We start from the raw sequence: 13648 nt of genomic DNA, 5'->3' as shown, positions 1-13648 counted from the left end.
GGGCGCGGGGCTGCTTCGATATGCGGCTCCGCCGCGTGAGCGCGACCGACCCCCACACGCCCGCACTCTCCGAACGACCGACGCACCCACCCCCTCAGGAGCCCCCATGTCCCCCGTGATCGAATCCGAAGAACACCAGGCCCTACGCGCCGCCGTAGCCGCCCTCGGCAAACGCCACGGCCGAGACTGCACCCCGGAGACCCTCTGGTCGGAGGCCGCCAAGCTCGGCTACCTAGGCGTCAACCTGCCGGAGGCACACGGCGGAGGCGGCCGCGGAATCGCCGAACTCTCCATCGTCCTGGAGGAACTCGGCGCCGCCGGCTGCCCCCTGCTCATGATGGTCGTGTCGCCCGCCATCTGCGGCACGGTCATCGCCCGCTTCGGCACCGACGCCCAGAAGCGCGCATGGCTGCCCGCCCTGGCGGACGGCACCCGCACGATGGCCTTCGGCATCACCGAACCCGACGCCGGCTCCAACAGCCACCGCATCACCACCACGGCCCGCCGCGACGGCGCCGACTGGCTGCTCACCGGCCGCAAGGTCTTCATCTCCGGCGTCGACAAGGCCGACGCCACCCTCATAGTCGGCCGCACCGAGGACGCCCGCACCGGCAACCTGAAGCCCTGCCTGTTCATCGTCCCCAGGGACACCCCCGGCTTCGACTACCGGCCCATCGACATGGAACTCCGCGCCTCCGAGCGGCAGTTCGAGCTGACCTTCGACGACATGCGGCTCCCCGCCGAGGCCCTCGTGGGCGACGAGAACGCCGGTCTGCTCCAGCTGTTCGCCGGTCTCAACCCCGAACGCATCATGACCGCCGCGTTCGCCATCGGCATGGCCCGCTACGCCCTCGCCAGGGCCGTCGAGTACGCCCGCGAGCGCACCGTGTGGCGTCAGCCCATCGGCGCCCACCAGGCCATCGCGCACCCCCTCGCCCAGTCCCACATCGAACTCGAACTGGCCCGCCTGATGATGCAGAAGGCGGCTCACCTCTACGACAGCGGGGACGACGCGGCCGCCGGTGAGGCCGCGAACATGGCGAAGTACGCCGCCGGGGAGGCCTGTGTGAAGGCCGTCGACCAGTCCGTGCACACCCTCGGCGGCAACGGCCTCACCCGCGAGTTCGGCCTCGCCTCACTGATCACCGCCGCACGCGTGTCCCGCATCGCCCCCGTCAGCCGGGAGATGATCCTCAACTACGTCTCCCACCAGACCCTCGGCCTGCCCAAGTCGTACTGAAGTCCTTCGTCGTCCCCACCCCACCGCCACCGGACTCACCGAGGGCGAGGTCATGAAGTACGTCGCCGGACGCGTCGCCCCCTGCCCACGCGTCCGCCACGTCACCTTCATCGACGGCGTCCCCGCGCGGCCTCCGGGAAGATCCTCCGCCGAGAACTCAGGGAGCGCCTGTGACGGACACCCCCGCACCCCTCGTACGCACCGCCCACCACCGCGGCATCACCACTCTGACCCTCGACTCCCCGGCCAACCGCAACGCCCTCTCCGCCGACCTCGTGCGGCAGCTGTCCGAGGCCCTCGCCCACTGCGGCAAGGACGACGCCACCCGCGCCGTCCTCCTCACCCACACCGGCACCACCTTCTGCGCGGGCGCCGACCTGCGCCGACCACCCCGCCCCGAGGCCCTCGTCGGACTGCTCCGCGACATCCTCGACCTCCCCAAGCCGGTCGTCGCCCGTGTCACCGGCCACGTCCGCGCCGGCGGCCTCGGCCTCCTCGGCGCCTGCGACATCACCGCCGCCGGACCCGACGCCACCTTCGCCTTCACCGAGGTCCGCATCGGCGTCGCCCCCGCCGTCATCTCCCTCACCCTCCGCCCCCGCACCGACCCCCGTGCCCTCGCCCGCCACTACCTCACCGGCGAACGGTTCGGCCCCGGCGAAGCCGCCCGCATCGGCCTGCTCACCGCCACCGGACCCGACGTCGACGCCGTACTCGAACCCGTGCTCGACGGACTGCGCCGGGCCGCACCCGGGGCCCTGACGGAAACGAAACGCCTGCTCACGGCTAAGGTGCTGGAGAACTTCGACCTGGACGCGGGCGAACTGACCCGGCTCTCGTCCCGGCTGTTCGACTCCGACGACGCCCGCGAGGGCATGACGGCCTTCCTCGAAGGACGGGAACCGGGATGGGTGCTGTGAGCACGGCGGATACATCGACGGGCAGGTCCAAGGACACGACGGCGGACACGGCGACGGCCACGGACACCGCGTCCGCGGACACCGCCGCCGTCGCCGAACGCGGCCCCAAGCAGGACCGCAGCCGCGTCACCCGCAAACGGCTCCTCGAAGCCGCCGTCTCCTGTCTCGCCGAACACGGCTGGGCCGGCTCCACCGTCTCCGTCGTCGCCGAGCGCGCCGGCGTCTCACGGGGCGCCGCCCAGCACCACTTCCGCACCCGCGAGGACCTGTTCACCGCCGCCGTCGAATACGTCGCCGAGGAACGCTCCCTCGCCCTGCGCGACCTCTTCCCCCACGGCCCCGCCGACCGCCGCGCCGTCGTCGCCGCCCTCGTCGACCTCTACACCGGCCCTCTCTTCCGGGCCGCCCTCCACCTCTGGGTCGCCGCCTCCAACGAGGACCAGCTCCGCCCCCGCGTCACCGAACTGGAGGCCCGCGTCGGCCGCGAGACCCACCGCATCGCCGTCGAGCTCCTGCACGCCGACGAGACCGTCCCCGGCGTCCGCGAAACCGTCCAGGGCCTGCTCGACATGGCCCGCGGCCTCGGCCTCGCCAACCTCCTCACCGACGACACCGGCCGCCGCGACAAGGTCGTCGCCCAGTGGGCCGCACTCCTCGACGAGGTCCTGGACTGAGCCACGCCGGGCCCGGCTGCCCACAGACCACACCCGCCTACGGGCTGAGCCGCTCCACCCGCCACGACCCGTCCGGCAGCGCCACGTACCGCAGCCGGTCGTGCAGCCGGTTGTACCGGCCCTGCCAGAACTCCACGCTCGTCGGCACCACCCGGAAACCGCCCCAGTGCGGCGGCACCGGCACCCGCTCGCCCTCCGGGTACCGGGCGGTCAACTCCGCGTACGCCGCCTCCAGCTCCGCCCGCGACGGGATCACCGAGGACTGCGCGCTCGCCCACGCCCCCAGCTGCGACCCGTGCGGCCGCACCCGGAAGTACGCCGCCGTCTCGTCCCGGCCCGTCCGCCGCGCCGTCCCCGTCACGATCACCTGCCGGGCGATCGCGTGCCAGGGGAAGACCAACGACACATGCGGGTTCTCCGCCAGATCACGCGCCTTGCGGGACTCGTAGTTCGTGTAGAACACGAAGCCCCGCTCGTCGTACGCCTTCATCAGCACCGTACGAGAACTCGGGTGCCCCTGCGCGTCGGCCGTCGACACCACCATCGCGTTCGGCTCGAACAGCCCGCCCTCCTGCGCGGCCTCCAGGAACCACCGCCCGAACTGCTCCATCGGGCCGGCGGCCAGCTCGCTCTCGTCGAGCCCGTCGGCGCGGTACTGCTTGCGCATCGCGGCGGGATCGGGCACGGGCTCCAGACCGGGATCGTTCACATGGTCATCCTGCCGTATCGCCCGCGGCCACCGCCGACCGACGGCCCGCCCGACCGCTCCCCGCCCGGTTGTGGCACTGAGTGCCGCACACCCTCCCCAAAGATGGCACTCAGGCGTATCGTGCAGGAACATTCTGGATGGACCCCCGAACAGCCGATCCCCCTGTCGCACACATCACGAGGAGCCGCCTGATGTCCGACTTCGTACCCGGTCTCGAAGGAGTCGTCGCGTTCGAGACGGAGATCGCCGAACCGGACAAGGAGGGCGGCGCGCTCCGCTACCGCGGCGTCGACATCGAGGACCTCGTAGGCCACGTCTCCTTCGGCAACGTCTGGGGCCTGCTCGTCGACGGCGCCTTCCGCCCCGGCCTGCCCCCCGCCGAGCCCTTCCCCATCCCCGTCCACTCCGGCGACATCCGCGTCGACGTTCAGTCCGCCCTCGCCATGCTCGCCCCCGTCTGGGGCCTCAAACCCCTCCTCGACATCGACGAGGAGCAGGCCCGCGCGGACCTCGCCCGCGCCGCCGTCATGGCCCTTTCCTACGTCGCGCAGTCCGCCCGCGGCCAGGGCCTGCCCATGGTCCCGCAGCGCGAGATCGACAAGGCGCAGTCCGTCGTGGAACGCTTCATGATCCGCTGGCGCGGCGAGCCCGACCCCAAGCACGTCGCCGCCGTCGACGCCTACTGGACGAGCGCCGCCGAGCACGGCATGAACGCCTCCACCTTCACGGCCCGCGTCATCGCGTCCACCGGCGCGGACGTGGCGGCCGCCCTCTCCGGCGCGGTGGGAGCCATGTCCGGTCCCCTCCACGGCGGCGCCCCCTCCCGCGTCCTCGGCATGATCGAGGAGATCGAGCGCACCGGCGACGCCGACGCCTACGTCAAGCGCGCGCTCGACAAGGGCGAACGCCTCATGGGCTTCGGCCACCGCGTCTACCGCGCCGAGGACCCCCGGGCCCGCGTGCTGCGCCGTACCGCCCGTGAGCTGGGCGCCCCCCGCTTCGAGGTCGCCGAGGCCCTGGAGAAGGCCGCCCTCGCCGAACTCCACGCCCGCCGGCCCGACCGCGTCCTCGCCACCAACGTCGAGTTCTGGGCCGCCATCGTCCTCGACTTCGCCGAGGTCCCGGCGCACATGTTCACCTCGATGTTCACCTGCGCCCGCACGGCAGGCTGGTCCGCCCACATCCTCGAGCAGAAGCGCACCGGCCGCCTCGTCCGCCCCTCCGCCCGCTACACCGGCCCGGGCCCCCGCAGCCCCCGCGAGATCGAGGGCTACGAGGACATCGCCCACTGACGCGGCCGCCGGGTCACGCGGGGCTGAGCAGCCCCGCGTGATGCCGCTCCGCCACCAGCGGATGCGCCCGCAGCTTCCCCTTCAGCTCGTTGAACCCGTACTCCGCGAACAGCGGATTCGCCGGATCGTCGGTCACACCGGGCGCGGCCGAGGCGTACGGGAAGACCAGCGGCTCTATCCGCGCGTCCAGCCGCGGGTTGTAGAAGAACGGCACCGAGAACCGCTCGGTCGCCCCGGGGGGACTGACCACCCGGTGGTTGGTCGCCAGCAGGTACCCGTTGGTGGCCACCTCCAGCAGCTCCCCGAGGTTCACCACGAAGGCCCCGGGGATGGGCGGCACCTCGTGGAACAGCCCGTCCTCCCGCTCCACCTGCAACCCGCCCACCTGGTCCTGGAGCAACAGGGTCAGGAACCCGTAGTCCTTGTGGGCCCCCACCCCCTGGTCGGCGCCGTCCCCGCCACTGCCCGGATACCGCACCAGCTTCAGATGCGGGTGCGCCCACTCCCCGAAGACCGGCGCGTAGAAGTCCGCCGGGGCGCCGATCGACACCAGCAGCTCCCGCAGCAGCCGGTCGGCGACGCCGCTCAGCCGGTCGATCCACCCCAGCGCGACCTCCCGCAGCTCGGGCAGCGACCGGGGCCACTGGTTGGGCCCCTGCAGCCACCAGTACGCGGGCTCCCCGTCCGCCGGCACCCGGGCCGGCCGCTCGGCGCCCAGGTCCAGCTGGTCCCGCCAGTCCCGCCGGCCGCCGGTCCGCTCGTCCCCGGTGCGCGTGTAGCCCCGGAAGTGCGGCGACCGCACATTGTCGATGGCGAGCCGCTCACCCTCGGGCAACGCGAAGAACTCCCGCATGACCCGGGTGAGCCGCTCGATCTCCGCCTGCTCCACCCCGTGCCCGACGAGCTGGAAGAACCCCACATCGTGCGCCGCGCCGTGCAACTGCGCGTGCAACAGCCCGCGCGCCTCGGGCCCGCGCTCGGCCGCCGAGAGATCGATGATGGGAAGCTGCTGATACATCATGGGACACGTCCGCAGGGTGTACGGGAGCCCGCGCCGGCGCCGAGGGTGGGGCGGGGCCGCGGGTGCCAAGGGGGGAAGGGCAGGACAGCAGAAACGGGAAAGACCGAAGAGGCTGATCTCAGGCGGAACGCCGACAGCCCATGCTTGTGACGCGCACGAAATCCACGTGCCGGCGTCGAACAAGCATCAGAACCATGCCCCCAGAATACTCCGCCCCCCACAAACGCAGACGACCCGCGGGCTCAGGTCTCTCTTCCGAAGGAAGAGAAAGCCGGCCGGACGTACCGGCGAGCCCACGGGTCGGGTGACTGCTTGAGATTGGGCCGGCTGCGCGTGAGATCACACGCTGGTCCGGCACCGCACTGTGCGTGGTGCCGGGCCGCTAGCCCGCAGCCACCTCACGCGTCCGGTTGTCATACATCTGCCGAACCACCTCCCTTCTCGTGTACCGCACACCTTAGGAAGGGGCCCGCGGACGCTCAAGTGATTTTCCGAGGGAATATTCGCCGGGGTGTCGCAGCGCGGTCGCCCGGTCGGCGACGACACGCCCGAGTGGTTGTCTGATCGCGATCGTGAACTATCTCGCACCCCTGGGGTCGAGGTTGCGGGCCGGGCTGGGGCCCGTGTTCGGAGGAGGTGATGCGTAGCGCTCAGGAGATGGATCCGCCGCATCGTGTCGGTGATCGTTCCGGCGTGCCCCGGCGTCAGCGACCTACCGGCCCGGCTCGCGCGCCTCGCAGGGGCTGCGTCTCACGGCGAAGGGGTTCGCCGCGCTCGCTCGGGAGGCGGGCAGGGCGCGGGCGCTGCTGGCGGCCGCACGGCGGATGGGGGTGCCCGACGCGACCGTACGGGAGGCGCTGAACGACGACGGCAGGCTGGCGGAGCTGCTGGACGCCCTGTCCCGGCTCACGCGCCCGATGCTCGCCGATCGGCTGTCCCTGGCCTTCGAGTTGCCGGAGCCGGAGCGCGGGGATGTGCGGTCGCGGGATGTGCGGGTCGAGAAGGACGGCATCCGGGTGCGGCTGGCTGGAGGGCTCGGGGCTGGCCGAACGGTCGGCGACCCTGGTTTCTTGATGAGATTTGGTGTGCTGATGTGTTGACCTCTGTTTGAGATCTCTTCTACGTTGCCGAAGCCACAGAGCCGCCGACCTGCTGTCGAGGTTTCGCGGACGCAACTGCCCAGAAAGGGATGTCGTGCCACGAAAGAACCATCGCGGGACCGCTTGTCTGGGGGCGCTGCTGGCCGGCGCCACGGTGTTCGGCGGGGCCCTCGCCGCCCCGGCGTCCGCCGCCTCCGCGTCCGACTCCTCCACCGGCAGGGCCGTCCTCCCGGTGAGCGCCTTCAAGGGCGTCAACTGGGCGGACCCGCGGGACAACTACGCCGACGACGCGGTGGTCCCCTCGGGCCTGTCCACGTCCGACAGCTACGCCACCACCTACGCCAAGTCCCGGGCGATCATCGGCGGGTTCGCGAAGCTCGGCGCCAACACCGTCCGCCTCCCGGTCAACCCGACCTCCGTGAACGGCCCGTTCTGGAAGTCGTACCGGGGTGCGATCGACGCCGCCACGGCCAAGGGCTTCAAGGTCGTCCTGGGCTACTGGGAGGCCGACAACGCCAAGGACGGCAAGATCGACGACCGGGCCGCCTGGGACCGCATGTGGGCGCGGATCACGTCGTCGTACGCGGGCAACTCCCAGGTGTACTTCGAGCCGATGAACGAGCCGTTCGGCTACACCTCGCAGGAATGGCGCGATGTCGCCGCCCGCTGGTTGAAGACGCACCGCTTCGTGCCGCGCGACCGGATCCTCATCGGCGGCATCAAGTACAGCGAGGACGTCAAGCCGGTGTGCGCCGACAGCCGGCTGAACGGCACCCGTATCGCGCTGCACAACTACGGCTTCTGGCACACCGACTGGACGAGCGTCGACCAGTGGAAGGCCGACTTCAAGGAGCGCATCGGCACGTGCGCCTCGCGCACGATCCTCGACGAGTTCGGCGCCTCCATGACGACCGGCCTCGACTACAACGGCCCGGTGGGCGGTTCCAACGAGGTCGCGTACATCCAGGCCGCCACCGACACCATCCGGGAGCTGGGCCTCGGTTCGGTCTACTGGCCGGGACTGCGCAACGGTGACACGTACTCCCTGACCACCCTCCAGGGCACGGGCACCCGCCTCAGCCTGAAGGTGAACAACCAGAGCGGACTGGACCGTCTGCACTGGGCGTGGAAGCAGTGACCGCGGACCGGGCGGCCGTCGCCGTGAGACGCGGGGCCGCGACGCGACACCGACGCTGACTCCCTCCGGGTCCGGCGGGCGCCGAGATGCGCCGCCGCCGGACCCGGCGCACGATGGGAGAGGGGCGTTCCAGCCAAGGGGCTGAGGGGTGTTGAACCCGCGGGGCGGGATGCGCGAGGAGTAGGGGAGAACCATGAGGAAATCCCTGGTGGCCACGCTCGCCGGATCGGTGGTGGCCCTTCTGCTGGCCGGACCTGGTCCCACCGCGTCGGCGGCTTCCCCGTACTGCGAGGACACGACGCCCAACTCCTCGATCCTGTTCTACAAGCGGAGCACCGGTGAGGCCGCCACGGGCACGCTCTCCGAAGGCCGTTGGCAGTTCAGGACCGCGTTCGACCTCCCCACGGGCTACACGCATGCGGCGGCGAGCCGCGACTCGATCGTGCTCTACAACACGAACACCGGGGCCGGTGAGGCGGGCACGTTCGAGTCGGGCCGCTACGAGCAGGTACAGAGCTTCGACGACTTCTCACGGGGCTGGACCCATGTCGAGGCGGCCGGTGACACGGTGCTGTTCTACAACTCCCGTACGGGCCAGGGTGTGACGGGCACGCTCACCGGCGGCGAGTACCAGCACGGCCAGTTCTACTCCACGTTCAGCAAGGGCTGGAGCAGCATCGCCGCCTCCTGCGACACGGCGGCGTTCGCGGCCGGCAACCGGCTGGGCTTCGGGACGCTGCAGGACGGCCTCTACACGCACCAGGGCGCCCGCAACGGAGCGCCGCTGGGAACCCTGACCGCGACCGAGGACTCCCTGCTGGCCCTGGCCAGGACCGGTTCGCGGCTCCAGGCCAGGGTCGCGACGGCCACGGACGGCTCGGTCGGAACGGTCCGGGGGATCGGTACGACGGGACTGTGGGGCAAGGTGGGCCGGACCTCGGACTCGCTGTTCTTCTACAAGACCAACGGCACCGCCTGGACCTCGACCCTCACCGACGGCGACTACACCAACGTCGGCTCGCTGGCCGACGTGTCCTCGGGCTGGACCCTCATCGAGGGCGGCGTGTAGCCGGACACCGAGGGCGGTGGGTGACCGGCCCGGGCGACCCGCCCGCGTCAGTCGTGCAGGACGGCGAAGACGGCGCGGGCGCGGCTGCCGTCCGGCAGGTCCCAGTGGCCGGAGACATGCCCCAGGGCGTCCTCGGGACGGTCGGCCACGGCGTCCGGGGCGGGCCGCAGCACCCGGTTCAGACGGAGGGTGAGGCCCGGCGTGACGGCGATGCCGGTGGCGTCCTTGTCGTCGTCGGCGGAGGGTGCCTCGCCGGCAGCGGTCGGCGGCAGCGGCGCGGAGCCCGCGTAGGAGCGGACGATCTCGTGGTCCGGGGTGTCGGTGAGGCTCTGGGCCTGGGCCTGGGCGCGGCCCTCGAACAGGGCGAGGAGTTCCGTGACGAGTACGGGGTCGTGGCAGCCGTCGTAGACCCAGCGCGTGCCGAGCACACCGTGCTCGGTGGTGCCGATCAGGGCGTGTTCGGCGTCGCCGAGGGGGGCGCCGCGGTAGGTGAGGGGCACCAGGTAGTGGACGGGTTCGGGGCCGGCGGTGTCGGTGGCCACCATGAACTCGACGCCGACCTCGCCCGCCGGATCGTCGAGCCGGAACCCTCCGGCCCTGGCCAACCGCGGCTCGCCCGCGCCGCCCCGGTACCACGGGCGGCCCGGCAGCCAGTCGGTGAGCAGTTCGAGCTTGGTGGGTGTGAGCGTGGTGCGGTGAATGATCGCCATCCCCCGATTCTCCGCCCGCCCACCACGCCGCAGCGAACGGTTTCCGGCGGCCCCGGGCGAACCGTTTCGCCCCTCGGCCCCGACGGCCGGAGCGCAAGCCCGGAACGGCCGCCGCCGGTTCGCTGGTCCTGGGTGACTGGCCGCTGGCGCTTGCCGCCGCCGGGGGCGCCTCGCCATGTCTGCCGTGTGCCCCGCTCCAGTCGGGCGCGGGCGGCCTGGCGCGGGTGCTCCCGCCGGCTCCGCCACGCGGCCGACCCATGGGGCGCCTACTGGGCCGCCTTCCCCAGGGCCTCCAGATCCAGGGCCGCCGCGATGCGTACGGCGACGTCCTCCGCGTAGAGGGAGTCGGTGCGTTCGAACGGGGTGCGGCCGGCGCCCCGGAGGAAGGTGACGACGCCGAGGGTGCGGCCCCGGCTGCGCAGCACGGCGCAGAGGGCGTGGACCGTCTCCGGCGGCCACTGGCGTGCGGTGGCCCAGTCGCGGGCGGCCTCCGGGGCGGCGGACCCGGCGCTGGCGCGTACCGATCCGGCCCGTTCCACGCATTGCAGCGCGGGGTGGCCCTGGCCGTAGCGGACGGGGATGCCGGCGTGGCCGGCGAGGTTGCTGGGGCCGGGCGGGCCGGAGGGCGTGGCGGCGGCCCGCACGAGCCGTACGGGCCCGTCGTCGGCCGGCGGGCTGCCCGCGACCCGGTCGATGAGGGCGTGGTCGGCGAAGCCGGCGAGGGCGAAGTCGAGGTGCACGGTGGCGGCCTCGCCGGGGTCCTCGCACTCGGCGGCGGCGCGTGCCGCCCGGTGCAGCTGGTTGACGCGGAAGCGGAGGAGGGCGGCCTCCTGTTCGCTCTGCTTGGCCTCGGTGATGTCCTGGAAGAGCCAGCCGACGCCGAGGGGGACGGGTTCCTCGGCGAGCGGTGAGGCGAGACGGAGGAAGCCGCTGCGCCAGCAGCGACGTTTCTCCCCGTCGGGGGTGCGCACGCCGACCCAGATCTCGGCGGGCGCGGGCGGGGCCCCCTCGGCGAGGACATGGGTGAGGGCGCTCTCCAGTTCCTCGACGCCCTGGGTGAGGAGTTCACCGAGGGGGCGTCCGAGGGCGGCGGTGCGGCCGATGCCGAGGGAGCGGGCGGCGTGCGCGTTGACGACGGCGGGCCGCAGGTCGGCGTCGACGAGGACGACTCCCCACGAGGCGTCGTCGAAGAGGGCCTCGCTGAGCGCGATGGACCGCTCCAGGTCGATCTGGGCGTGGACCTCGCTGAAGGCGCAGTACAGGCCGGCGGGTTTGCCGTCGGGGCCGCGCACGGCGGCGGACTGGGTGCGCACGAGGACCCGTCCGCCGTCCTTGGTGACGAGAGCGAACTCGTGGACCTGCCGTCCGGAGGCGTGCATGGCGGCCATCAGCCGCGTCTCGACCTCCTCCGCGTCGGCGGTCCGTACGGCCCAGCCGGCGAAGCCACGCCGTCCGACGGCTTCCTCGGCGCTCCACCCGAGGATGCGTTCCGCCTCGCGGTTCCAGTGCGTGACGACCCCGTCGGCGTCGAAGGCGCACAGGGCGGCGTCCATGCCGTCGAGGAGGGCGGCGAGGAGGTCCGCGCCACCGGGATCCACGGAGTCCACGGCGTCCTCCGTGTCGATGTCGTCGATGTCGTCTGTGCTGTCGGTGTCTTCGCCGTTGTCGCTGTGCACGCTCTGATCGGTGTCGTCGATCCGGCCGTCGCGGTTGCCCCGGCCGCTGCGGCCGGTGCCCGGACCGTTCTTTTCGGGCTCGTCGGGCCCCAGTGCGTCGGTGGCCCCTTTACGCCGGGAAGCACTCACCTGAACCCCCTGCAGGCTGCGTTGCGTCCGCACGTACGGCGCGTCGGTTCGCTCACTCGTCATCATTCAACTCGAACGTGACCCAGCCCACATCTGGTTCACGCAAGATTTGGACGAAATCGTTGTACGCCGGATTTCCTTCTCACCGTTCCCACGCACCACCGCCCTACACACTCGAAGGGTGTGTCGGTGGCGCCGGGCGGGGGCGGTGTCAGCGCAGGTAGAAGATGCGGTCGCCGTACTCCCGGAAGACGTGGTCGTTCCAGTCGAGGCCGCCGTCGACGTTCCCGGACCGCAGCAGCGGGGGCTGGACGCCCCGGTCGGCGAGGTCGGCGGCGGCGGTGGCCATGACCGCCTGGAGGAGCGCGGAGGTGACGACGGTGGAGGCCGGGGCGAAGGGGGCCGGCACGGCGTCGTGGGTGAGTTCGGCGTCCCCGATGCCGATCTTGGAGTCGAGGACGAGGTCGCAGTGGTCCTTGAGGAAGGTGCCCGAGGAGTGGCGTGAAGTCGTCGCGGTGGCGTACGCGACGGAGGTGACGCCGATGACCCTCACGCCGAGATCGCGGGCGTGGAGCGCCATCTCGACGGGCAGGGCGTTGCGCCCCGACAGGGAGATGACGATCAGGAGGTCGCCGGCGCGCAGGGGGCTGCTGTCGAGCACCGCCGTCGCCAGCCCGTCGACCCGCTCCAGCGCGGAGCCCAGCGTCGCCGGCATCACGTCGACGCCCACGGCGCCGGGCACGGCCAGCAGGTTCATCAGGGCGAGGCCGCCGGCCCGGTAGACGAGGTCCTGTGCGGCGAGGGAGGAGTGACCGGCGCCGAACGCGAAGAGGCGGCCGCCCTCGACGACCGTGTCCGCGACGAGTTTCCCGGCGGCGGCGACGCTGTCGGCCTCCTCGTCCCGTACGCGCTCCACCAACCCGATCGCCGCGTCCAGGAAACGCCGTGCCGCCGCAGTGCCGTCCGCCATGCCCGCACCCCTCCGTCCGTCCGACCTGCGATCACGTTAGAGGTCTGGACCAGTGGGGTGTCAATACGGCGGTCAGGGAGAAGGGCGCGGAAATGGGTGGCAGGACGGCCCCCACCCGGTGTCCCGGAAGGGCATCCTTGGAGGGCACCCTGGGAAAACGGCAGCGACGGCCCGGTTGTCAGTGGGATGCGTAAGAATTGAGTCCAGGGCCAGCGCAGCGAAGCCGCTGAATCTCATCGAGGGGCACGTATGTCCGGACTGATCGACACGACGGAGATGTATCTCCGCACCATCCTCGAACTCGAAGAGGAAGGTGTGGTCCCCATGCGTGCCCGGATCGCCGAGCGCCTCGACCAGAGCGGCCCGACGGTCAGCCAGACGGTCGCGCGCATGGAGCGCGACGGCCTCGTCTCCGTGGCGGCGGACCGGCATCTGGAGCTCACCGAGGAGGGCCGCCGCCTCGCGACGCGCGTGATGCGCAAGCACCGCCTCGCGGAGTGCCTGCTCGTCGATGTGATCGGCCTGGAGTGGGAACAGGTCCACGCGGAGGCCTGCCGCTGGGAGCACGTGATGAGCGAGGCCGTCGAGCGCCGTGTGCTCGAACTGCTCCGCCACCCCACGGAGTCGCCGTACGGCAACCCGATCCCGGGCCTGGAGGAGCTGGGCGAGAAGGACGGCGCGGACCCGTTCCTCGACGAGGGCATGGTCTCCCTCGCGGACCTCGACCCGGGGAACGAGGGCAAGACCGTCGTCGTGCGCCGGATCGGCGAGCCCATCCAGACGGACGCGCAGCTGATGTACACGCTGCGGCGCGCGGGCGTGCAGCCCGGCTCCGTGGTGAGCGTGACGGAGGCGGCCGGCGGTGTGCTCGTGGGCAGCGGAGGCGAGGCCGCGGAGCTCGCGGCGGAGGTCGCCTCGCACGTGTTCGTCGCCAAGCGCTGACGCTGCCACCCGGCGTGCGGCAGGCGCTTTCCCGCCGGGCCGGCGGACGGGTCACGGC

Annotated in this window: 12 protein-coding genes and 1 pseudogene; 8 read left to right on the top strand and 5 right to left on the bottom strand. The window is 72.0% G+C overall.

The genetic code is table 11. The features are described from left to right. The first annotated feature begins 106 nt into the window (after positions 1–106). From ACZ4Z3_RS33670 to ACZ4Z3_RS33660, 3 genes are all read left to right on the top strand, one after another. Complete coding sequence (locus ACZ4Z3_RS33670) at positions 107–1240, top strand: acyl-CoA dehydrogenase family protein (protein WP_468504589.1); 1134 nt, start codon at positions 107–109, stop codon at positions 1238–1240. Between the two features lie 170 nt (positions 1241–1410). Beyond that, on the top strand, positions 1411–2160 hold the full coding sequence (locus ACZ4Z3_RS33665) for an enoyl-CoA hydratase family protein (RefSeq protein WP_468504588.1): 750 nt from the start codon (positions 1411–1413) through the stop codon (positions 2158–2160). Next, positions 2148–2834 (top strand): TetR/AcrR family transcriptional regulator, encoded by a 687-nt coding sequence (locus ACZ4Z3_RS33660; RefSeq protein WP_468504587.1) that lies wholly within the window; start codon positions 2148–2150, stop codon positions 2832–2834. The genes ACZ4Z3_RS33665 and ACZ4Z3_RS33660 overlap by 13 nt, the downstream gene beginning before the upstream one ends. A 37-nt stretch (positions 2835–2871) precedes the next feature. On the opposite strand, the gene pdxH is transcribed toward ACZ4Z3_RS33660, so the two are convergent. After that, positions 2872–3501: a pyridoxamine 5'-phosphate oxidase gene (gene pdxH / locus ACZ4Z3_RS33655; protein ID WP_468504649.1), complete on the bottom strand. Its 630-nt coding sequence runs from the start codon at positions 3499–3501 to the stop codon at positions 2872–2874. A gap of 233 nt (positions 3502–3734) precedes the next feature. On the opposite strand from pdxH, the gene ACZ4Z3_RS33650 reads away from it, so the two are divergent. After that, positions 3735–4835: a citrate synthase 2 gene (locus ACZ4Z3_RS33650; RefSeq protein ID WP_468071720.1), complete on the top strand. Its 1101-nt coding sequence runs from the start codon at positions 3735–3737 to the stop codon at positions 4833–4835. A gap of 13 nt (positions 4836–4848) precedes the next feature. Here the strand turns inward: ACZ4Z3_RS33650 and ACZ4Z3_RS33645 are convergent, their stop codons facing one another. After that, positions 4849–5856: an isopenicillin N synthase family dioxygenase gene (locus tag ACZ4Z3_RS33645; RefSeq protein WP_468504586.1), complete on the bottom strand. Its 1008-nt coding sequence runs from the start codon at positions 5854–5856 to the stop codon at positions 4849–4851. Positions 5857–6563: 707 nt separating this feature from the next. On the opposite strand from ACZ4Z3_RS33645, the pseudogene ACZ4Z3_RS33640 reads away from it, so the two are divergent. The 3 genes and pseudogenes from ACZ4Z3_RS33640 to ACZ4Z3_RS33630 form a co-directional block, all read left to right on the top strand. After that, positions 6564–6956 (top strand): annotated as a pseudogene (locus ACZ4Z3_RS33640) (hypothetical protein); the annotation flags it as partial. A 94-nt stretch (positions 6957–7050) separates the two neighbouring features. Next, a complete protein-coding gene (locus tag ACZ4Z3_RS33635; RefSeq protein WP_468504585.1) occupies positions 7051–8094 on the top strand; it encodes a glycoside hydrolase family 5 protein in 1044 nt (347 codons plus the stop codon). A 193-nt stretch (positions 8095–8287) separates the two neighbouring features. Next, positions 8288–9163 carry a hypothetical protein gene (locus ACZ4Z3_RS33630; RefSeq protein WP_468504584.1) on the top strand — a complete coding sequence of 292 codons (876 nt, stop codon included), beginning with the start codon at positions 8288–8290 and terminating at the stop codon, positions 9161–9163. Positions 9164–9210: 47 nt separating this feature from the next. On the opposite strand, the gene ACZ4Z3_RS33625 is transcribed toward ACZ4Z3_RS33630, so the two are convergent. The 3 genes from ACZ4Z3_RS33625 to ACZ4Z3_RS33615 all read right to left on the bottom strand — a co-directional run bounded on the left by ACZ4Z3_RS33625 (position 9211) and on the right by ACZ4Z3_RS33615 (position 12648). Next, positions 9211–9873: a maltokinase N-terminal cap-like domain-containing protein gene (locus tag ACZ4Z3_RS33625; RefSeq protein ID WP_468504583.1), complete on the bottom strand. Its 663-nt coding sequence runs from the start codon at positions 9871–9873 to the stop codon at positions 9211–9213. 266 nt (positions 9874–10139) lie between these two features. After that, the gene (locus ACZ4Z3_RS33620) at positions 10140–11678 is read right to left on the bottom strand and encodes a PAS domain-containing protein (protein WP_468504582.1); all 1539 of its coding nucleotides are present in this window, start codon (positions 11676–11678) and stop codon (positions 10140–10142) included. A gap of 211 nt (positions 11679–11889) precedes the next feature. Further along, the gene (locus ACZ4Z3_RS33615) at positions 11890–12648 is read right to left on the bottom strand and encodes an SIS domain-containing protein (protein ID WP_468504581.1); all 759 of its coding nucleotides are present in this window, start codon (positions 12646–12648) and stop codon (positions 11890–11892) included. 249 nt (positions 12649–12897) lie between these two features. Between ACZ4Z3_RS33615 and ACZ4Z3_RS33610 the strand changes: the two genes are divergently transcribed. After that, a complete protein-coding gene (locus ACZ4Z3_RS33610; RefSeq protein WP_055539361.1) occupies positions 12898–13590 on the top strand; it encodes a metal-dependent transcriptional regulator in 693 nt (230 codons plus the stop codon). Positions 13591–13648: the final 58 nt, after the last annotated feature.

This window comes from Streptomyces sp. NPDC030296 (genome assembly GCF_055572815.1).
This window is presented reverse-complemented; position numbering and strand designations above follow the sequence as displayed.

Bases quoted from the DNA above. Each gene is read 5' to 3' on its own strand.
- ACZ4Z3_RS33610 (WP_055539361.1), top strand. From the start codon at position 12,898: ATGTCCGGACTGATCGACACGACGGAGATGTATCTCCGCACCATCCTC.
- ACZ4Z3_RS33645 (WP_468504586.1), bottom strand. From the start codon at position 5,856: ATGATGTATCAGCAGCTTCCCATCATCGATCTCTCGGCGGCCGAGCGC.
- ACZ4Z3_RS33670 (WP_468504589.1), top strand. From the start codon at position 107: ATGTCCCCCGTGATCGAATCCGAAGAACACCAGGCCCTACGCGCCGCC.
- ACZ4Z3_RS33660 (WP_468504587.1), top strand. From the start codon at position 2,148: ATGGGTGCTGTGAGCACGGCGGATACATCGACGGGCAGGTCCAAGGAC.
- ACZ4Z3_RS33630 (WP_468504584.1), top strand. From the start codon at position 8,288: ATGAGGAAATCCCTGGTGGCCACGCTCGCCGGATCGGTGGTGGCCCTT.
- pdxH (WP_468504649.1), bottom strand. From the start codon at position 3,501: ATGCGCAAGCAGTACCGCGCCGACGGGCTCGACGAGAGCGAGCTGGCC.
- ACZ4Z3_RS33615 (WP_468504581.1), bottom strand. From the start codon at position 12,648: ATGGCGGACGGCACTGCGGCGGCACGGCGTTTCCTGGACGCGGCGATC.
- ACZ4Z3_RS33650 (WP_468071720.1), top strand. From the start codon at position 3,735: ATGTCCGACTTCGTACCCGGTCTCGAAGGAGTCGTCGCGTTCGAGACG.
- ACZ4Z3_RS33625 (WP_468504583.1), bottom strand. From the start codon at position 9,873: ATGGCGATCATTCACCGCACCACGCTCACACCCACCAAGCTCGAACTG.